Origin of the sequence: Schaalia sp. lx-260 (assembly GCF_021083645.1) — a bacterium.
Lineage (GTDB): Bacteria > Actinomycetota > Actinomycetes > Actinomycetales > Actinomycetaceae > Pauljensenia.
Map to the genome: position 1 here is coordinate 26,211 of NZ_JAJNRQ010000001.1, position 21,843 is coordinate 48,053.

Annotated in this window: 9 protein-coding genes and 1 tRNA gene; 6 read left to right on the forward strand and 4 right to left on the reverse strand. The window is 50.4% G+C overall.

Features of this window, described 5'->3' with window-relative positions; genetic code table 11:
* Positions 1-79 precede the first annotated feature (79 nt).
* Both LRP57_RS00130 and LRP57_RS00135 read left to right on the forward strand, forming a co-directional pair.
* Entirely contained in the window at positions 80-2,002 is a 1,923-nt protein-coding gene (locus LRP57_RS00130) for a ribonucleoside triphosphate reductase (RefSeq protein WP_231204554.1), read from the forward strand.
* Complete coding sequence (locus LRP57_RS00135) at positions 1,992-2,858, forward strand: anaerobic ribonucleoside-triphosphate reductase activating protein (protein ID WP_269213781.1); 867 nt, start codon at positions 1,992-1,994, stop codon at positions 2,856-2,858. Before LRP57_RS00130 ends, LRP57_RS00135 begins: the two co-directional genes overlap by 11 nt.
* A 211-nt stretch (positions 2,859-3,069) precedes the next feature.
* Here LRP57_RS00135 and LRP57_RS00140 read toward each other — a convergent pair whose 3' ends face one another.
* On the reverse strand, positions 3,070-4,212 hold the full coding sequence (locus LRP57_RS00140) for an acyl-CoA dehydrogenase family protein (RefSeq protein ID WP_231203881.1): 1,143 nt from the start codon (positions 4,210-4,212) through the stop codon (positions 3,070-3,072).
* A gap of 167 nt (positions 4,213-4,379) precedes the next feature.
* Between LRP57_RS00140 and LRP57_RS00145 the strand changes: the two genes are divergently transcribed.
* On the forward strand, positions 4,380-5,126 hold the full coding sequence (locus tag LRP57_RS00145) for a LytR C-terminal domain-containing protein (protein WP_231203883.1): 747 nt from the start codon (positions 4,380-4,382) through the stop codon (positions 5,124-5,126).
* Between the two features lie 207 nt (positions 5,127-5,333).
* On the opposite strand, the gene LRP57_RS00150 is transcribed toward LRP57_RS00145, so the two are convergent.
* From LRP57_RS00150 to LRP57_RS00160, 3 genes are all read right to left on the reverse strand, one after another.
* Positions 5,334-5,418: transfer RNA gene (locus LRP57_RS00150), tRNA-Ser, on the reverse strand.
* A 377-nt stretch (positions 5,419-5,795) separates the two neighbouring features.
* On the reverse strand, positions 5,796-6,533 hold the full coding sequence (locus LRP57_RS00155; protein ID WP_231203885.1) for a glutamine amidotransferase-related protein: 738 nt from the start codon (positions 6,531-6,533) through the stop codon (positions 5,796-5,798).
* Between the two features lie 63 nt (positions 6,534-6,596).
* Entirely contained in the window at positions 6,597-7,085 is a 489-nt protein-coding gene (locus tag LRP57_RS00160; protein WP_231203887.1) for a hypothetical protein, read from the reverse strand.
* A gap of 376 nt (positions 7,086-7,461) precedes the next feature.
* Here LRP57_RS00160 and LRP57_RS00165 point away from each other — a divergent pair, with 376 nt between their 5' ends.
* The 3 genes from LRP57_RS00165 (at position 7,462) to LRP57_RS00175 (ending at position 21,817) form a co-directional block, all read left to right on the forward strand.
* Positions 7,462-8,823 (forward strand): uracil-xanthine permease family protein, encoded by a 1,362-nt coding sequence (locus tag LRP57_RS00165; protein ID WP_231203889.1) that lies wholly within the window; start codon positions 7,462-7,464, stop codon positions 8,821-8,823.
* Positions 8,824-9,235: 412 nt separating this feature from the next.
* Positions 9,236-15,319: an RCC1 domain-containing protein gene (locus LRP57_RS00170; protein WP_231203890.1), complete on the forward strand. Its 6,084-nt coding sequence runs from the start codon at positions 9,236-9,238 to the stop codon at positions 15,317-15,319.
* Positions 15,320-15,751: 432 nt separating this feature from the next.
* Positions 15,752-21,817: an RCC1 domain-containing protein gene (locus LRP57_RS00175; protein ID WP_231203892.1), complete on the forward strand. Its 6,066-nt coding sequence runs from the start codon at positions 15,752-15,754 to the stop codon at positions 21,815-21,817.
* Positions 21,818-21,843: the final 26 nt, after the last annotated feature.

The following is a 21,843-nucleotide window of genomic DNA, read 5'->3' on the forward strand; positions in this document are numbered from 1 at the left end:
CTCACGAAAACATCGACGCAAAGATGCGAACACGCACAACAAACACAAGGTGAAGAAAAACATGGAATCGCGCACCCCTATGCACACTCACCCTCGCTACGATATTGACGCAATCAGCACCATTGACGAATACCTTGACCGCTCCGATTGGCGCGTCAATGCCAACGCCAACCAAGGCTACTCCCTAGGCGGAATGATCCTTAATACCAGTGGAAAAATCGTTGCAAACTACTGGATGGAACGCATTTACACGCCAGAAGCCGCAGCCGCACACCGCAGCGGAGCCTTCCACATACACGACCTCGACATGTTCGCAGGATACTGCGCCGGATGGTCCCTGAAACGACTCCTACACGAAGGATTCAACGGAGTACCCGGAGCCATTGCCTCGGCCCCGCCCCGACACTTCTCATCCGCATGCGGCCAGATTGTGAACTTCCTTGGCACGCTGCAAAACGAATGGGCAGGCGCTCAAGCATTCAGCTCATTCGACACATACATGGCACCATTCGTGCGCCTAGACAATATGACCTACGAGGACGTATTTCAATGTATGCAAGAAATGGTGTACAACCTGAATGTGCCGAGTCGTTGGGGCAGTCAATGCCCATTCACAAATCTGACATTCGACTGGACATGCCCCCAAGACCTCGCCAGCGAATACCCTCTTATCGGTGGCGAAGTCATGGACTTTACTTACGGGGACCTGCAAAAAGAAATGGACCTCATTAACCGCGCCTTCATTGAAGTCATGAGCGCCGGAGATGCAGATGGCCGCGTCTTTACCTTCCCTATCCCTACCTACAACATCACACCGGACTTCAACTGGGAGGCACCAAATGTGGACCGCCTCTTTGAAATGACCGCAAAATACGGGCTCCCGTACTTCCAGAACTTCATTAACTCAGACCTCGACCCCCACATGATCCGCTCTATGTGCTGCCGCCTGCAACTGGACCTACGCGAACTACTGAAACGAGGGAACGGGCTCTTTGGTTCCGCTGAACTGACAGGTTCCATTGGCGTAGTCACCTTAAATATGGCACGACTGGGATATGTACATACAGGTGACATGGCCGGACTCTACGCTGAAATGGACCACCTTATTGACATCGCAAGCGGCACACTCGAAACCAAACGCGCACTCATCCAACACCACATGGACACGGGACTATTCCCCTATTCTCAACGCTATCTCGGGCACCTCGATAATCACTTTTCCACAATCGGTGTCAATGGCATAAACGAAATGATCCGTAACTACAGTAACGATGCCTACGACATCACCGACCCGCGCGGTTTCGCCATAGCTCACGATCTGCTGGACCACATACGTGAGCGAATGGTGCAATTACAAGAAAACACAGGCCACATGTACAACCTTGAAGCCACTCCCGCAGAAGGCGCTACCTACCGCATGGCAAAAGAGGACCGCAGACGATACCCAGACATCCTGCAAGCTGGCACAGACGAACAGCCCTACTACACAAATTCGTCACAATTGCCCGTTGGCTGGACCGATGACCCTTTTGAAGCCCTTGAAAAACAGGAAATACTCCAAGGAAAATACACAGGAGGAACCGTGCTCCACCTGTACATGGGGCAAGCAATGAGCAGCGCAGATGCCTGCAAAGAAATGGTCAGGCGCTCGCTGACTGCTTTTAAGGTTCCTTACATTACGATCACGCCGACATTCTCGATCTGTCCGGTTCACGGGTATTTGTCTGGCGAACACTTCACATGCGATCTGTGCGCGCAGGCTCATCCTGAACGTGAAGCTGTGAAATGTGAAGTGTGGACTCGCGTGATGGGGTATTTCCGCCCGCTTCAGTCATTCAATATTGGGAAGAAAGGCGAGTACGCTGAACGGCAGATGTTCTCAGAAAAAGCGGCAGCATCCCACGGTCAGTTGGTGAGTGCTTTTCCTGCGGTCAGCTCAGAGGCTCTGCTGCCGGCAGAGTCTGAAGTTTTGCTAGCGGCAGGCCCAGCATATGAAGGATGAGGAATCGTATGGCGGAGGCGTTTTCCCTCCTCACGCAGGAGAGGCTTCTTCGCTTGAGCGCACAGAATCGCCTGAACGCATAAAATCATGTGAGCACGGTGAACAGCAGCGGCCTTACATAGTGCGTCCCAACGCTGATAATCCCCGTGACTTACAGATTGCGGGACTTGTCCCCATGTCAGCGGTTGACTGGCCAAGCAAACTTGTTGCCACTGTTTTTTGTCAAGGATGCCCGTGGCTATGCCCGTACTGTCATAATCACGCCATTATTGATCCACGTATTCCTGGAGTCGTGGACTGGGAGCGCGTAGAAGCTCTTTTGAAAAAACGGCACGACTTACTTGATGGAGTCGTTTTTTCTGGAGGGGAGGCCACGCGGCAGATCAGTCTTGGTGCAGCAATGCGACGGGTTCATGAGATGGGTTTTAGCGTGGGCCTGCACACGGCCGGCCCGTATCCGTCACGCTTAAAGGACCTGCTTGCTGCGGGGCTTGTTGACTGGGTGGGTATGGATATTAAAGCTATGCCGGGTTCCGCATATGAACAAGTGGCTCAACGTCCTCAGGCTGGTGTGAAAGCGTGGGAATCTTTGCAAGTGCTTTTGCAATATGAGGATGCGGTGGATTATGAGGTGCGTGTCACCGTTTACCCGCAGGGGCCTCGTGATGTTTTAGAGGTCGCGCGTGCTGTGCGAGATATGGGAGTGCATACCTTTGCGCTGCAACAAGCTCGATCAACGGGTGCCCCTAGTGATTTTCTTGCGACAACGGATGGATGGGATGAACGTGTTATCCGCTGGGCGCAAGAAATTAAGCACATAGGTTTTCGCCAGTTTATTTTCCGACCAGCGGTGTGAGTTTTGTAAGCGGTACTCGATTGCGCGGCGGGGAAGTAGTCGATCATACATCCCCGCCACATACGCAAGGTCAGTGAAGCCCACCTTGCGTATAACCTTGCGTATAACAGTTCGCTACTTGCCTTATCATGCTGTACTTGCAGTCAATAAGACTCAGAACTGCTGCACCTCATAGCAGGTAAAAGCGAAAGAAAGATCCGTACTATTCGAGCTATTCGATAGGGCCTAATAACATTTGCGCCCATGCGCCATGCAAAGATTCCTGATCGGAAGGCTGGAATAATCCCGCCAGAACATCACGATATAAGCGTGACAACTCATGACGATTAAAATACGAGGCTCCACCACAGGCGCGCACGCATTGTTCCGTGGCCCGTAAAGAAGCCTCAGCAGCAGCATTTTTCACAGCCGAAAGACGAGGCATTGCTAGCATAGGCGAGGCAAGGTCCTCGTCTACTTCAGTAGCCAGTTCACGAATTTGAGGGCCGACCGCGTTCATTGTCAGCGCTGCCTCAGCTAAACGCCAACGAATAGCAGGATCTTGTGAATACATCGCTTGATTTTTCACGGAGCGACGATTTTTCACGTGCTCAACCGCTACTTCAATGGCACGCTCACCGATGCCCATATAAGTAGCTGCAAGCAAAATTTCAAAATGCGCGAAAATGCCAAAAATCACCGGATCGGCAGAAGGACCAGGTTCGCAGCGAGTGAGGATACGTGATTCCTCAGCGTAAGCACCCTCTAAAAGGGTTGTCTGAGACTGGGTAGCGCGCATCCCTAACGTATCCCAGTCATCTTTCATTGAAAAACCGCCACCGTCACGTGTCAGGACAGCGAAAACTGAATGAGGGCCATCTGGACCACTGCTATCAAGTCCGAAAGTGAGCAGGCGTGTCCATGCAGGAGCTAAAGATGTGAAAATCTTGGTGCCGGTAAATGTGTAGCCGCCTTTTTCGCTGGGGGTTGCCGTGGTTGTTGAACCAAAAAGGACAAGATCATTTGCCGGTTCTGAAATGCCGAAACCAAAGAGTTCTCCTTGTGCTGCCTCACGGAGGATAAGCTCACCGCGCTCATTTCCGTGACGGACAAGGTATCGGCCAAGACCCACGATGATTTGATGCATGTTGATACCTAATGCTGTGGCAGGAGCAGCCTTTGATAAGCGTGTTTGTTCGGCGGCGATTTCTTTTAATGTCAGCCCAGCGCCCCCGTATTCTTTGGGAACAAAAGCGGAAAAATATCCGGATTCTTTCAGATCGGCATAATCTTGCTCAGGGAACACATTGCGTGCGTCAATATCGCTGGCGCGATTGTGGATGCTTTCTAGGACATCATCAGACAGGAATGACATATGTGGTTTTCCTTTCCGTTGGGTTGTATTGCCCTTTGTGGGTGTAGGTCTGTACGCAGGCTATGTGCGTTATATTGCCGTGGGCAATAGTATGAGGAGACGAGTTCCACGGTACATGTGAATCCGTAGAGGTGCCGTTTGAGGGAAATGTCTTGTAGGTTTATCTTGTGACTAGTCCTATGCCAAATGAAATGCAGGCTTTAACGCCGCGTCAACGTTTCCGTTTGGAACGTCAACGTCGCCAAAATTACATTTACACCGTCACTATTGCTTCAATGGCTGTGGCGCTGGTTCTGAGTTTTCTGGTGCTTAAAGGGTGGATTCCTCTGCCATTTGGACAGTCTTTCCATGCGAAAGTGAAGTATGCGTCCGTAGGTGATGTGCCATGTCTTGCTGAGGATGTGCAGCCACTGGCACCCGAACAAGTGTATGTTCAAGTTCTGAACACTACGGCGCGTCCCGGTATTGCTGGTGAAGCAACAGAGATGCTGAAGTCGGCTGGGTACACTACGGAGGATCCAGCGAACTCTAATGTGGAATTCCCTGGAAAAGTCCGAATTTCAGCAGGACCTCGGGGGATTGAAGCTGCGTATACGGTGGCTCGCTATTTTACTGACGCGCATGTGGTTCTTTCTGGGCGTGCCGATAATCTTGTGCTTGTCGAGTTAGGGACTTTTTACAGCGGTCGCCTCAGTGAAAGTGATTTTGCCGTGGTGAAAGAAAGTCAAAGTCCACTGAAAGCCCCTAAAGGGTGTTTACCTGTAGATAAGAAAGCGATTGAGAAGGCGCAAAGCGAATTAGCTGGGCAATCGGAACAGGAATCTGGTGCCGCTCAGTCGGGTGAAACAGGTGAAAATGAGTCTGCTGAGGGGCAGCCTGCTGAAGGGGAAACTGGCGCAGAAGCCGGGGAGTGAGTAATCGCCTGCTGAGTAGGGCGTGCGGTTGTGTGAGTCGGATGGCATTGTGAAGGTAAGTGAAGGATCCTTTGGGGGCTTTTGCGTCACATTGCGTAATCAGAACAGTGTCTTGTCGTACCCCTAGTCGCATAGTTGAACTGGCCCCGAAGCTGGGGTTCTCAAACGAAAGACCCCGTGATCTCAACGAAATCACGGGGTGCGCTGCGGAGGATGGGGGATTCGAACCCCCGAGGGCTTGCACCCAACACGCTTTCCAAGCGTGCGCCATAGGCCACTAGGCGAATCCTCCATACGTTACGTATTTCTGAACGAAATGTAACGTGCCGAACTAGCCTACACTCTGATAGCCCTAAAATGCGAACTCAACTATCACCTATTGCGGTGGTATCCCTCACGGCGCGCGCTCTGGCCTGATTTTTCAGGCATTTCGCTACGGATTTTACGGAGTTTGCAACGGCTTTTATTGCCGTGAAATGCAGCCAAGGCTCTATCATGTGCGTTTTTGTTATTTAACCCCAAATAGCAGGCAATAATGGCAGACATTGTGTGACTATTACTTGCGGCGCAAATCAGCACTTATGACTTGTAACGTAAATTCACATTTGCTGCCTGCGACACTTATCAACATACTTTGCCGTGCGCCAACTAATGCTCACCACTTAATACTTAGCGCTTGCGGCATAAATCAATGAAGCGACGAATGAGAACGGCCCCTTGGTGAGTTCCCGTTCCGTTACGCCCTATCCACACTAAAGATTCAATGTCATCAGTTCCGGGGTATCCTGCGTCGAGGAAACTTTGCAGGCGTGCAGATATGGCATCCGAGTCAAGTTCAGGGTTGAATTGTGTGGCCCAGAAAAATTCTCCTAAACGCATCATCTGCACGGGACAATCTAAAGATTTTGCTAGGACTACCGCATTTTCTGGTATGTGTTCAACAGCTTCACGATGGTCCACATAGGTGGGAAATTCGCAGGGGAACCCCTGAAGTAAAGGATCATGCTGCCCTGCCTCGGTCAAGAAAATATCTGTGATCTGCGGGTGCTCGCCCCATTTTTTCGTTACAACCCCACCGCGAAGGACAGCGGCCACTTCTGTTCCAAAACCTGTGGTAAGGCATGGGATGTTATGAGTGAAAATTTCAGTAAAAATACGGGTGAGTTCGGTTTCTGTGCGTTTTTGAGTGGGCGTTTTCCGCTCATCGGGAGTGGTAGTGCCATAGGGTGATCCGGCTACGATAATTCCTGCGTACTGGTGTACATCAATATCTGGCAAGCCCACCATGTCTAAGCGCACTTGTTCAAGTTGTCCGGTTTCTAAACCTGTTACCCGCATGAAACAGCGGTACTCGCTTTCAACGGCTTCATCCTCGGGGCGCGTAGACACTAAAAGAAAGGGCAGCATGAGTCAAGCATAGGCAAAGAAAAAAGAAAAATCATCTTTACTTTGTAATATTAAGCATAAATTTTAGAAAAGAATGAATAAGAGTAGCCATAACAGCAGGGTAAGCGTAGAAGTAATAATCGCGGCAATACTACGATTCTTCCCATAACCTTGTTGGCCTTGCGCGACAATAACCCCCACAATCCCAAGAATCAAAACGATAACAGCTAAAGGAAAAAGTACAATCGCTGGCGGCGCTAACCATAACGCGACGGTTGCCACACCATTTGCAGGAAGTGGCATAGATGTGTACCCAGGGCCAGCGAAAACGATTGCGGGGTCTGTTCTCTCATTCTCAGGGAAAATGGGTAACTGGGCTGAACTTTGAGCAGGCGCAGGGGTTCCAAAATGTCCGTGAGAAAGGTCAGGCCAGGTGGCGATCTGTCCTTCAGGATCTAATGCTCCGCCCCTAGGGTTTGGGCGCATTTCTTCAGAGCGAACAAAACCCTGCGTTTTGCTTCTGTGAGGTGGAGGCATATGCTCTGCACGTGAGCGTGGGTCATATTCGCTCATCGAACCTCCTTTATCTATCTTTATCTATGTTGTGAATATCTGTTTGGGTACCACATGTGCGAGATAGGCGCTAAACCCTCAGAATATCTGCACATGATGTCGCGTTAATGACGACCCTACCGCATGTAGAGCCTGTTTATCCGTGCAAGATCTGACTCCTTGGCAAGGAGCACATATTTTCTTTCTGTCGGGAGCGTATGCGGTGCCGCTTATTATTGCTTCCGCGTGGCACAAGCTTTTATGAACGTGACTGATCGCACTGGATGAACTCGTCACTTACTGGCAAAACTAAGGCAATGAAGGTGCTCCTACGCGCTATTGTGGTGTTCCGACCGGTTTCACGGCTATGCCAATCAACTGATCGGAGCGCTCACTTATGAGTAACGCATCTAGTGGACTTTTTCGTTGGAAACTACATGGCAACGGCAGGAATATTGCTCCTGGTGAGGTTGTTGCCGCACATGAACGTCTTTCGTGGCCACGCACTATAGGAATTGGTGCGCAGCATGTTGTTGCGATGTTCGGTGCTACATTCCTTGTGCCCCTCTTGACAGGCTTCCCGCCAGCAACAACCTTGTTCTTCAGTGCAATAGGTACGTTGCTTTTCTTCCTTATTACTGCAGGTAAATTACCCTCCTACTTAGGGTCCTCTTTCGCCCTTATTGCCCCCATTGGAGCGGTATCAAAAACGTTGGGCATGAGTTACGCGCAAGGCGGCGTAATTGCGACAGGTGCTACTTTGCTTCTTGTCGGTGTTATTGTGCACTTTGCTGGTGTCCGTTGGATTGACGCTTTAATGCCACCGATTGTGACCGGCGCAATCGTTGCCCTCATTGGCTTGAACTTGGCTCCCGCCGCATGGAATAACGTGCAAAACGGCCCGCTGACGGCTGTTATCACAATCGTTTCGATTTGCTTGATTACGGTGCTTTTCAAAGGAATCATTGGTCGTCTTTCGATTCTCTTTGGTGTAATCATTGGCTATATCGCCGCTGTTATTCAAGGTGAGGTTGTTTTCGACGCGATTAACGAAGCCGCATGGTTTGGTTTACCGACTTTCCAAGCTCCTGCTTTTGATCCATCCACACTGGGACTTTTCGTTCCGGTTGTTTTCGTTCTCGTAGCTGAAAATGTTGGTCACGTGAAATCTGTGGCTGCTATGACGGGTGAAAATCTTGATGGTGTGACAGGTCGCGCACTTGTTGCCGATGGTTTAGCTACTGTTCTGGCAGGTTCTGGTGGTGGTTCTGGTACGACCACTTATGCGGAAAATATCGGTGTAATGGCAGCGACCCGCGTGTACTCTACTGCAGCCTATGTTGTGGCTGCATGTGTGGCATTCGGTTTGTCGCTCCTGCCGAAGTTTGGTGCTGCTATCGCAACGATTCCGCCCGGTGTTCTTGGCGGTGCAGGAACTGTTCTTTACGGCATGATCGGTATGTTGGGTGTGCGTATCTGGGTGCAAAATCGAGTTGATTTCTCGAATCCAGTGAACTTGAATACCGCAGCTGTTGCCCTTGTTGTGGCGATTGCAAACTTCACATGGTCACCTTTCGGTATGAAGTTTGAAGGTATTGCTTTGGGTACAGCGACAGCGCTGATTGTGTATCACGTGATGCGCATGATTTCACGTGTGCGTGGGACGAATCTTGAACAAGCTTCTCCGGCATCGGCCCCTGCTGGTACGGAACTTGAAGGTGAAGCATATGCTTCACGGCATCGCATGAAAACTCAGTGACTTTGTGACATGAGTATCACGTGTAACGTGTGAGATGGTGGCGGTTTCCTTGAGTAAAGGAGGCCGCCACTGCTTTGTTGCTGTTGTTTTGTTGTCGCTGTTTGTCACCGCTGTGTGCCCACTGCCTTGTTGTCCCGGCTTTGCTTCCGCTGTTTTGCTCTCCTCCTTGTTACCGCTGCGCTAAGTGCTTGCACTCAGGGGAAATAGAGGTCATTTATCTTCATGTTTTGGATATTTTCTGCTATCCTCATCTATGCATCTATGCATCTATGCATCTATGCATCTATGCATCTATGCATCTTATTATGCGGTTTTCTTATTGTCGGTGGGTTTTTGCGTTTACGTAAAGGCTCTGTGCTTTTGTGTGCTTCGGCGGTGAGTAAATAAATGAACGAATAAGGTGGGGTTTTGGATGTCCGTTCGGCATATCTACGCGCGTCGCATAGCCTGTGCTTTAACAGCGGCAACACTTGGCCTCACACTCATCACCGCTATACCAACGCTTGCTGATACACCGACTAATCCATACGCTTCCGCAACACTTTCCTCAGATTACGATGGCACCGGTCATGACGTGAGGACCCCATCAGGCGGTTCTGCACAGACCTTTATTAACGCCAAGAACGGTTTTGAACCCGGCGATAACACGAAAGACGATGGCGTAGTTGCTTCGGGTGACTTTGTCGGACTGATCTCACATCTTCGTGTCGAACCTGGACCTGAGCGTCTGATTCAGGTGCGATACACACTTCCTGAGTGGCTGGATTTTGATGCCAGATTAAATCCCGTACTTTCCGCTGGAAATAGTACATTAATTACGCATGTCGGGGAGCCGACCTGGGATGAGGCCTCGCGGGTTGTAACCGTCACTTACAAGACGAAACGCGGTGTTCCGGTAGCTCTATCTGTTCCGTTTGTACTTACCGCCAAAGACACGGCTGGCGAAGTCAAAGACAATCAGGTTGTCAAAGTTGAAGTTGCTGCTGGCGATCAACGCGCTTACTCGTCGTTTTCCTCAAAGGGATACACGGTTGTCTCTGTTCCGCGCGCTGACATCATGGTGCGCCCAGATAACTACGTGAAGTCAGAGGACGGCGCTCCTTCGTATCCGCGGGCACTTTATTCTCGCAACCAAAAATTCATTGATGTGGAGGTGTACCCTCGCCCAGTTTCAGACAATAAATGGTCCTCCAAAGGTTCTTCCACCCTTACTCCTTGGTCAGGTTATTTAGACGTATCAGGCTTGCCAGAAGGAACAACAGCGCAAATCGGTGGCGAAGATGTTCCAATCACGAACGGTAAAATCCGGTTACCTCAGACACGCGGCAGCCTCACTGTGCGTTTCTTCAGTAATAACAATTGGGGTATTCCTCTTGAGAAGATGGGCAGCTACGAATACCCACTTCACGTCGAGTTAGATAAGGGTGCATTCTCTACACCGGACTACCTCAATAACGGTGACGATTGGCAGCCTGGGCAAGGCGAAAAAGATTACGTAACTACCGATGGTGCGCGAAAGACCACGGCAGTTCGAGGTTTCTACTCAAAAAATAACGACTACACCGAGTTGCGTTTCTACCATGAGATTGTCACGCAGCAGAAATTCGTGAAAGAGGTACTTCGTCCTTCCGCTAGGGGTGCAACCTACTGGGAAGCCGGTATGAAAGACTTTGACTACGGTCCTGAGGTACGGGCAAGATATAGTGGAGATGAATATGTTGCAGAGGGTACTCAGCTCAAGGTCTACCTATCCGTCGATACCGATAGGGTGAGTGCGCAAGATGGCTCCACGACCGCTCATTTTACTTTCACTGACCAGTGGAACCCTCGTGAACAAATAGCAGCCGGCCCAATTCAAGTCCTCATGCCTAATGGCGAAAATTATGAGGGTGAACGCACCGTCGAATGGTACGTGGGTGAACGTCCTGGAGGCGGAAAATTCCAAGACCACTCAATCATTACCTCAAACGATGCTGGGTGGGTGACTTCCGATACTCCACCTGCGGGAGCAAGTGCACTGCGCGTGAAAGTTCCCCATTTGCCTATTGGTGAAGGTAATGGCGGAAAATACAAAGTGTATTTCCCTGCTCGGGTGACTGATGACTTCGCTCAGTTGAAGCCACTACCAGCATCGTTCACAGATCGACTCATTGGTGCAGTGAACAATGTTGCTGAGGGCTCGCCATATGACTGGAGTATCTTCCCGATAGAAAAGACCATCCCCACGGGTAGTCTGACTATGAAAGTGGATGCTGAGACGCTCAACTTGGACAATCCCACCTTGACTTACACCGTCAAACCCGTTGTACGTAGCTTAATTAGCACCACAGAGCCAGTGGCAACCCGTCTAGATGTCACTTTAGATCCGTGTGTAACAGGGATATCGAAAGTAGGCGAAGGGTGGAGCCTACTGGACGGTTCTCTTGAAACCGGCGATTGTATAAAGAAAAAGCCTGGCAAAGCCACTTTCCTTGTCGGCAAAGACGGGTCATGGGTGCCCACAAACTATGTGCGCGGAGAACGCGGAGGATCTGAAGTCACACCGCTGACCTTTGAGGCTCGGGTATCCTCTGTGGCTTTAGGTGACGTGACTACGTGGGCTACTTGGGTGTTGACCGACTATGAGCAGGAGGGGCGCGCCTACTTAGCGTCAGCAACTACCACCGCCTTACCTGTGGACGTGACCTCCAGTAACATAACTACCGCTGACCCTAAGGTGGAAAAAGGTCAGCCAATGCGTTTTACCGCAGTTGTAAGCGCTGCGACGCAGGGGCAAGGTTTGGGCGGTGAAGCCATTATTGAACTGCCCTCTGCTCGGGTAAAGAACTCGCTGCCAGCTAACTATGATGGTGCTGACAAGTCTGCTTATCACGGTGGCTACACGCTGACTGATGTCGTGGTTGACCAGAGTAGTTCGGTACCTGGTACCACGATTCAATTTGAGATCGCGGGTGCCGAAGGAACGTGGGTGGACTCTATTCCTGAGGGTAAAGCCGATCAGGTCAGGCGAATCAAGGTTATTCAGCCTGTCGGTGGACAGCAAGGTATCTCTACCATTAGGTACACCCTGCGTCCTACCGATAATGCGGTGGGTGATACGTATGTGACGTGGCTTTCTGGCACAACTGTTCCTGGTACAGATAACTCCAGCCCAGACCCGTGGCCGACTTTCAATGAGGTCGTGGCATCTCAGGTCACAGGTTACGTGTACTGGGATGAGGGCGGGAACGGTCGAGATCGGCAGGAAAATTCCAAGGGGATTGAGGGAGTGACCCTTGGTTTATTCAGAGGTGATGAGAAACTCGCTGAAGCAACGACAAATGCCGAGGGTTACTACGCTTTCGCACGTGACTTCACGCATGGTGACTACAAGGTGAAGATTCTTGAGGGTGTGCCAGAGACGGTGCGATCGCAGTTCAATGCGGATACGGATCCATCTGTCACACAAACCTACTCGTACAGGTATAAACGTTTTGGAGCCTCTCAGAAAGTTTCTGACACTGTTAATCTTGGCATTGACGAAGTTTTTGAAAATGTGAACTTTGGTTTTTATGTGCCTGAACCGCATGTCGATATCCAGAAAAAACCGGCCACGGCCAACTGTAAAGATAACGAATGTACAGTGGACTGGGGTATTACCATCAAGAACGACGGTAATACTCGCCAGACCGGTGTTCAGTTCACCGATGTTCTAGCTGGTAACGCTACCGGAGTGTCCGTCAGCTACGGGAAACCTGCAGAAGACAGGGTGATGAGTAGCTTCGATGCTGGTGTGGCTGTCGATCAAGGTGGTGGACTGTGGACTTGGGGCCAACATTGGTGTGGGATACGTGGTTTGCCAGCAGATGATCCACGAATAAAGGATGTCAGGCCAAGTCTGGTAGCTACGCCCGGTGTCCTCTTTAGCCAAGCATCTGGTAGTACTGAACATCGTTTGGCACTGGACCGTGAAGGACATATCTGGTCTTGGGGGTATAACGCCCAGGGGCAATTAGGCCTCGAAACAACTGACACTCCGATAAAACCGAATATTCCTACATATTGTGATCCGGCAACGGTCATTCATGCGCCGGTGCCAACAAAGATTCAGACCGACACAGTCTTTACCCAGATTGCAGCGGGTAAAAATCACAGTTTGGCCCTAGATGCTGAGGGCAATGTCTGGGCTTGGGGTATGAACAATGGTGGGCAGCTTGGTATTGGTAGTACGGATAGTGACCCGCATCCAACTCCGCAGAAGCTGAATATTCCAGTGCCAATTGTGAAGATTTTTGCCACTAACTACAGTGCGTCTGATTCTACTTCGTTCGCCATTGATGTGAATGGGCAGATCTGGCTATGGGGTCAAAATGCCACATATGTTGATGGTTCAGCAACTAGGCGTCAGCGTAGCGAACACATAACAACGCCGAGGAAGATAGATACTGGAGACACAAAATTTATTGATATTGCAAGTAATGGCTACACAGCTATGGCTATTGATTCTGACAATAACTTGTGGGGATGGGGAGCTAACTACTCTTACCAGTGGGGTGTCGCCGACCCGAAACATAGTTACACACCTGTGCGTATTCACAAGTCAATGAAGTTTAAGCGGATTGTGCACGGTGGTTATTACGGTGGAACCTACGCCATTGACACTGAAGGAAAGCTGTGGGGATGGGGCCAGCAACAAAGTAGACTACTGATGTCTGAGGGAACCGAAAATCAAAAGCCAAAAATCCTCATGCCAGATAAAAAGTTTTCCAATATCTTTATATCGACTGATGGCTATATGCAAGATACTGATGGGGTTATCTACAGTGTTGGCTGGCGTTATAGTTACAATTTAGGGTATCGCGTTAACAATGGCGAAAACGCAATTATGCCTCGTGCCATTGAGTTCTATGTCCCTGCGGCGAAAGAACAAGTGATTGCTCCGACAGGTACTCGTAAGGACGGAAACGTCTTCACTCGGTCGTATTCCTTACCTGATATGTCGCCAGGTACAGAAACACAACTGCTGGTTTCCGCTAAAGTTCCCTACGCTAAGGTCAAGCAAGTGCTGGCAAACCAAGCAATTGTTTCTACGAAAGAGAACCCGCGTACCGGCGTGACCCCGCCAGAACTACGTTCACCTGATGTCGCTCAGACGGGTAAACTACGCACCAACGCGACCTGTTCATCAGATGTCACGTGGGACAGATGGAATATGCCGGGTGACCAGTGTGATCAGGTTGAGACACTTGTTCCTGCGAATGACAGGGCACAGGAGCCTGTCGTAGTGTCCGGCCGCGTATGGGTAGATGAAGACCGTCAAGGGAATAAGCGACAAGACAGTGACCGTAATGTGTCCGGTATCGATGTGTACCTGCTGGACTGGAAAGGCGACACTGCCGCCACGACGGTGACCGCCGCTGACGGTACTTTCCGTTTTGAGGGTATGGCACCTGGAAGCTACTCCATCCAGTATGCAATCTCTGACCAAACTACCGTTCCTGACCCCGACAAACCGGGTGCTACCCTCAAAGCACTTGACTATGGTGCAGCATTCGTTCCTCGGGCGGCGAGTTCCTTTACTACTGATACCGTTGCCCCACGTACTAGCGGATCTTTGAGTCGGACTAACACCCAATACGCCAGAAGTGGTACTGAAATAGCGAATTTCAACACTGCGATTGAAATGTGGGTGCCTAATATATCGGTTACTAAGACCACTACTGTTGAAGATACGGACAATCCTGGGCGAACAAAAGAAGTGAACAAGGTTGAGGTGAAGCCAACAGTTCCTACGGTCATTAATTTCACCGTTAAAAATGGTGGCGCAGAGGACTTAGTGGACCCTCAACTGAAAGACACGACAACGCAAGGCAATGTGAATGTCGGTGACATCGCGTGTGAATGGGAGAAAATCACAATTGAAGGCACAGAGCATAATGTGCTTCCTGCAGGAAAATCAGTGACATGTGCGGCGACACTTCCTGCACTTGGGCGATCAGCAGTCCATGAGGATGAAGTTCGCGTGTGGGCTGTCGGCTCAAAGTCTGGCAAACTCGTGGAAGATAAAGACACGTTCACTGCAACCACGCCTGATGCTTTTGAGATTCACCTTGAAAAGAAAGACGGCTATACCGATAAGGAACTTGAGGGAGCAACATTTAACCTCAAAGGCCCCGGTTTACCTGAGCAAGGTAAAGAACTTAAAGGCGGTCCGAAGTGGACTTTTGACCTTGCTCCCGGTGACTATGAGCTGCGTGAACTGGTAGCACCGGCGGGGTTTGCTCGCCTGCCAACGCCGTGGAAGTTCACTGTCACTAAGAGCGGTATCGTCACTCGTAGCGCTCCGCTTGGTGAGGACGGTGTCGTGGTCAGTGGTGCTACGGTCACAGTGAAGAACTGGGAGGAAGGCAAACTTCCAGCGGCGGGCCGTGGACAGATGTTCGTCACTATCGGTGGGGGCGTGTTGCTCATGATTGTGGGTGCTGCGCTCGTGTTGCGACGCAAAACCCTGCGCTGAGGAAGTACCGAGAAAGCACGTGTGACTCATAGTCGGTTGGCTATGAGTCACATACTTTTCAAGCCCATCTATGAGTGGGGCGAAAGCGGGCTTGCTGTGCTTAGTGCGGATACCACGGGTTACTGTGATTAGTGTCAAGGTGGCTGTGGTGCGGGCGCTTAAAGTGGCGAAAATTAGCTATTCGACCTGCATGCGAGGTATTACTCACCTGAGAAAATCGTGCGCGCTGAGTTTATTCCCTGTAGCGTGGAGTATTGGATGGAAATGGATCTGCTTATGTTCATATTTTGAATATATGCGGATTGTTTCCTTAAATTCACCTACTATGGTTTCTCATTGTCGGCAAGTTTTTGCATCTGTCGTAAGGGCCGTGTACTTTCTTGCACTTCGACGATGAGCAAGTGAATCGACGATCAAGATGAGGGATTTTCGATGGGCTCTCGACGTTTCTTTGCGCGGCGCTTAGTTTGCTCACTCGCAGTGGCAACGCTTAGCCTCACGCTTGTCACTGATGCGTCAACTGCTACCACAGTGCCTAACCCATACGCCTCCGCCACACTTACCTCTGACTACGATGGCACCGGTCATGACGTGAGGACCCCATCAGGCGGTTCTGCACAGACTTTTATTAACGCCGCAAACGGTTTTGAACCCGGCGATAACACGAAAGACGACGGTGTAGTTGCTTCAGGTGACTTCGTTGGACTGACCTCATATATTCGTGTCGAACCAGGGCCTGAGCGTCTGATTCAGGTGCGATACACAATCCCTGAATGGCTTGATTTTGATGCTAAAGCAAACCCCACACTTGCCGGTGGAGGTAACACCTTTATTACGCAGGTAGGCGCGCCAAAATGGGATCCTACCTCACGGGTTGTCACAGTCACCTACAGGACGAAACGCGGTGTCCCGGTAGCTTTATCCGCTCCACTTGTACTTACCGCTAAAGACACGGCCGGTGAAGCCAAAAGCGATCAGGTCGTCAAAGTTGAAGTTGCGAACGACGATAATCCCGCCTACTCATCATTTTCCTCAAAAGGATACACAGTCGTATCTGCTCCGCGCGCTGACATCATGGTGCGCCCCTCTAACTATGACAAGTCAGAGGATGGTGCTCCTTACTTTTTGCGGGCACCATATACTCGCGATGAAAGATTCGTTGAGGTAGAGGTATATCCGCGCCCAGTCGTGGATACGCAATGGTCCCCCAAGGGCGCTTCTACTCTTACTTCCTGGTCCGGTTATTTAGACGTATCAAGCTTGCCAGAAGGAACGACAGCGCAAATCGGCGGCGCAGATGTTCCAATCGTGAACGGTAAAATCCGGTTACCTAAAACAAGTGGAAGCCTCACTGTGCGTTTCTTCAATAATGACGGTTGGGGTATTCCCGTCGATCAGATGGGTAGCTACGAATACCCACTTCATGTTGAACTGGATAAAGACGCATTTTCCACGCCTGATTACCTTAACAACGGTGATGGTTGGCAGCCTGGCTCAGATCAAAAAGAGTATGTGAGCACCGCTGGCGCTCGAAATACCACGGCAGTTCGAGGTTTTTACTCGGAAAATAACGACTACACCCGGTTGCGTTTCTATCACGAGCAGATCAAATTTCACCAGAAATTCGTTAAAGAGGTACTTCGCCCTTCCACTAATGGTGCAACCTATTGGGAAGCCGGCATGAAAGACTTCGATCACGGCTATGCAGCACGAGCAAAATACAGTGGCAATGAGTACGTCACAGAAGATACGCAACTCAAGGTCTACCTGTATGCCTACACCAATAGGGTGAGCCTGCAGGACGGATCAACGACCGCTCATTTTACTTTCACTGACCAGTGGAACCCTCGTGAACAGGTAGCAACCGGTCCAATTCAAGTCCTTATGCCCAATGGTAAGGAATACGAAGGTGAACGCACCGTTGAATGGTACGTAGGTGAACGTCCTGGAGGCGGAAAATTCCAAGACGAATCAATCACTACGTCAAATGATGCCGGTTGGGTTACTTCCGATACTCCACCTGCGGGAGCAAGTGCACTGCGCGTAAAAGTTCCCAATTTGCCTATCGGTGAAGATGCTGGTGGTGACTACAAGGTTTATTTTCCTGCTCGGATTACCGATGACTTTGCCAAACTGAAACCCTTGCCCGTCTCCTTCACAGATCGACTCATTGGTGCAGTAAACGGAGTTGTCGACGATCCGCCGTACGACTGGGACGTTTTCCCACTGGAAAAGGCGATACCCACGGGTAGGTTGAATATGACAGTGGATGACAAGACACTGAACTTCGATGATCCCACATTGACCTACACCATCACACCTACTGTGCGTAGCTTGATTAGCTCCACACAGTCAGTGTCAACACGCCTCGACGTCACTTTGGATCCGTGCGTGACGGATGTAACTAACGTAGGTGAAGGGTGGAGCCTACTGGAAGGCTCTCTTGAAATTGGTGATTGTGCCACCAAAAAGCCCGGTAAAGCCACTTTCCTCGTAGGAAAGGACGGGTCATGGGTGCCCACAAACTATAGTCGTGGAGAATCTGAAGTCACGCCTCTGACTTTTGATGCTCGGGTATCCACTTTAGCTTTAGGTGATATTAGTACGAAGGCTAACTGGGTGCTGAATGACTATGAGCAAGAGGGACGCATCTACCCAGCGTCAGCAAGCACCGTTGCCTTACCTTTGGATGTGAAGTCCACCAGTATAACCACCGACGATCCTCGGGTGGAAAAAGGGCAGCCAATGCGTTTCACCGCAGTTGTCGCTGTCGCATCTCAAGGTCAAGGTTTGGGCGGCGAAGCCATTATTGAACTTCCTTCTGCGCGAGCAAAGGACCCTTTGCCAGCCAACTATGAAGGTGCTGATAAGTCTGCTTATCACGGAGGTTACACACTAAGTGATGTTTCGGTTGATCCCAAGAGATCGGTGCCTGGTACCACAATTCAATTTGAGATTGCGGGTGCTGAAGGAACCTGGGTGGACTCCATTCCTGAAGGTAAAGCAGACCAAGTAACACGAATCAAAATCATTCAGCCTACCGGCGGACAGCAAGGTATTTCGACTATTAAGTACACTCTCCGTTCTTCCGATCATGAACTGGGTGACACTTACGTGACATGGATTTCTGGTGCAACCGTTCCTGGCACAGATCATCCCAGCCCAGACCCGTGGCCGGCTTTCAATGAGGTTGTGGCATCTCAAGTCACGGGCTACGTGTACTGGGATGAAGGCGGTAATGGTCGTGACCGCCAGAAAAACTCTAAAGGGATTGAGGGAGTGACCCTCGGTTTGTTCAGAGGCGATGAGAAGCTTGCTGAAACAACGACGAATGCTGAGGGTTACTATGCTTTCCCGCGTGACTTCATCCACGGCGACTACAAGGTAAAAATCCTTGAGGGTGTGCCGGAAACGGTGAGATCACAATTCAATGCAAGTACAGATCCATCTGTCACACAAACCTACTCGTACAAGTACAGGCGCTTTGGGGCCTCTCAGAAGGTTTCCGATACGGTTAATCTTGGCATTGACGAGGTGTTTGAAAATGTGAACTTTGGTTTTTATGCGCGTGAACCGCACGTCGATATCCAGAAAAAACCAGCCGAAGCTAACTGTCGTGACACTGAATGTACAGTGGAGTGGGCCGTTACCATTAAGAATGACGGTAATACCCGCCAAAGTGCAGTCCAGTTCAACGATGTCTTGGCCGGTAATGCTACCGATGTGACCGTTAGCTACGGAACACCCGAACAAAACAGGTCAATGAGCACTTTCGCTGAGGGCGTCTCTGTCGATCAAGGCGGCGAGTTGTGGACTTGGGGTCCCGAAGCATGTGGGATACGTGGTTTGCCAGCAGATGATCCACGAATAAAGGATGTCAGGCCAAGTTTGGTAGCTACCCCCGGTGTCCTTTTTAACCAAGTAGCCAGTGGGCACAAACATCGTTTAGCGCTGGATCGTGAAGGACATATCTGGGTCTGGGGATATAACGCTTTAGGGCAATTAGGACTTGCAGCAACTGATACCCCAAACCTTCCAAAGCAGCCTGAAATCTGTGACTATCGATCGACCATCAATACGCGGATACCAACAAAGATTCAGCCTGATACTGTTTTTACTCACATTGCAGCTGGTCCTATGCACAGTCTAGCAGTGGATGCTGAAGGTAATGTCTGGACCTGGGGTGAGAACCGGTACGGTGAGCTTGGTATCGGCACCCAAGATCGTGACGCGCATCCAATTCCGCAAAAGCTAGATATACCAGTGCCAATTGCACGAGTCTTCGCGTCTGGCACTCCGGGGCTTGCTGCTGTTTCATTTGCCCTCGACGTAAATGGGCAGATTTGGGCCTGGGGCTCAAACGAATATCGTAATCTTGGTTTAGGCAATACAGTTTCCGGTCGAGTCGTATCGACACCAACAAAAATTACAAGTACAGGAGAGATAAAATTCGTTGATCTCGCACCTTATTACAGCTCAGTGATGGCTATTGATTCTAACAATAACCTGTGGGGCTGGGGGAATAACGGTGGTCGTTGGGGTACTGCCTATTATCCGTACTCTAGTAATGTGCCTAGGCGCGTTCAAGAATCAATGAAATTCACACGAGTTGTGACAGGGGGTTCGTGGGCTGCAACATACGCTCTCGATACCGAAGGAAACCTGTGGGGCTGGGGTGAAAAACGAAGTGGATTGCTGACGGTGGATGGAGATGGCCATCAACCGCCAAAAATCCTTGTGCCAGATAAGAAGTTTTCCAACATCTTTATGTCGAGTACTGGCTACATGCAAGATACTGATGGGACTATCTACAGCGTTGGCTACGCGAGTAGTGGATTATTAGGATATCCCGGTGGAGCTATTCAGATTTCTCCCCGTGAAATTAACTTCCGTGTCCCTGCGGCGAAAGAACAAGTGATTGCTCCGACAGGTACTCGTAAGGACGGAAACATCCTTACCAGGTCCTACTCTTTACCCGACATGTTGCCAGGTACAGAAACACAACTGCTGGTTTCCGCTAAAGTCCCTTACACCAATGTCAAACAAGTGTTAGCAAACCAAGCAATTGTTTCCAGCAAAGAGAACCCGCGTACTGGCGTGACCCCACCAGAGTTACGTTCACCCGATGTTGCCCAGACGGATAAGCTACGCACCAACACAACCTGTTCGTCGGATGTCACGTGGAATAAATGGGAGATGCCAGGTGACCAGTGCGATCAAGTTGAGACGCTTATTCCAGCAAATATCAGGGCAATAGAGCCTGCCGCGGTATCCGGCCGCGTATGGGTGGATGAAGACCGTGAAGGGATTGAACGACAAAACAGCGATCGTCACGTTTCCGGTGTTGATGTCTACCTGTTAGATGGGACGGGTAATACTGTTGCCACGACGGTGACCGCCACCGATGGTACTTTCCGTTTTGACGGTGTAGCACCTGGGACCTACTCCATCCAGTACGCGATCTCTGACCAAACTACCGTTCCTGACCCCGACAAACCGGGTGCTACCCTCAAAGTGCTCGACTATGGCGCAGCCTTCATTTCTCGGGCAGGAGAATCCTTTAGCGTCGATGTTGTTGCCCCACGTGCTGACGGGTCAATTACTCACACTCGCGTCCAAAATGCGCCAAGCGGCGGCGAAGCCCCGAACTTTAACACTGCGATTGAAATGTGGGTGCCCAACATATCGGTCACTAAGACAACAACTGTAAACGATGAGGACAACCCTGGTCATACAAAAGAAGTCAATAAAATCCAAGTGGGGCCGACAGAATCCACGGTCATCAATTTCACCATTAAAAATAATGGCGCAGAGGACTTAGTGGACCCTCAACTGGAAGATACAACAACGCAAGGTAACGTGAACGTTGGCGAAATCGCGTGTGAATGGGAGAAAATCACAATTGAAGGCACAGAGCATAATGTGCTTCCTGTTGGAAAGTCTCTTACGTGTACGGCGACACTTCCTGCACTTGGCCGCTCAGCGGTCCATGAGGATGAAGTTCGTGTCTGGGCTGTGGGCCTGAAGTCCGGCAAACTCGTGGAAGACAAAGACACATTCACTGAAACTACGCCTGATGCTTTTGAGATTCACCTTGAAAAGAAAGACGGCTATACCGATAAGGAACTTGAGGGAGCAACATTTAACCTCAAAGGCCCCGGTTTGCCTGAGCAAGGTAAAGAACTTAAAGGCGGTCCGAAGTGGACTTTTGACCTCGCTCCCGGTGACTATGAGCTGCGTGAACTGGTTGCGCCGGCTGGGTTTGCTCGCCTGCCCGCACCCTGGAAATTCACCGTCACCAAGGAAGGCATTGTTACTCGTAGTGCTCCGCTTGGTGAAGATGGTGTCGTTGTGAACGGTGCTGTAGTCACAGTGAAAAACTGGGAAGAAGGGAAACTTCCTACAGCAGGTCGCGGCCAGATGATCGCCATTATCGGTGGAGGACTACTACTGACAATCGCAGGCATCATGATCGCGCTGCGACGCAAAGAAGGATGATAGGAAGCTGAGCTGAATCAATAGGA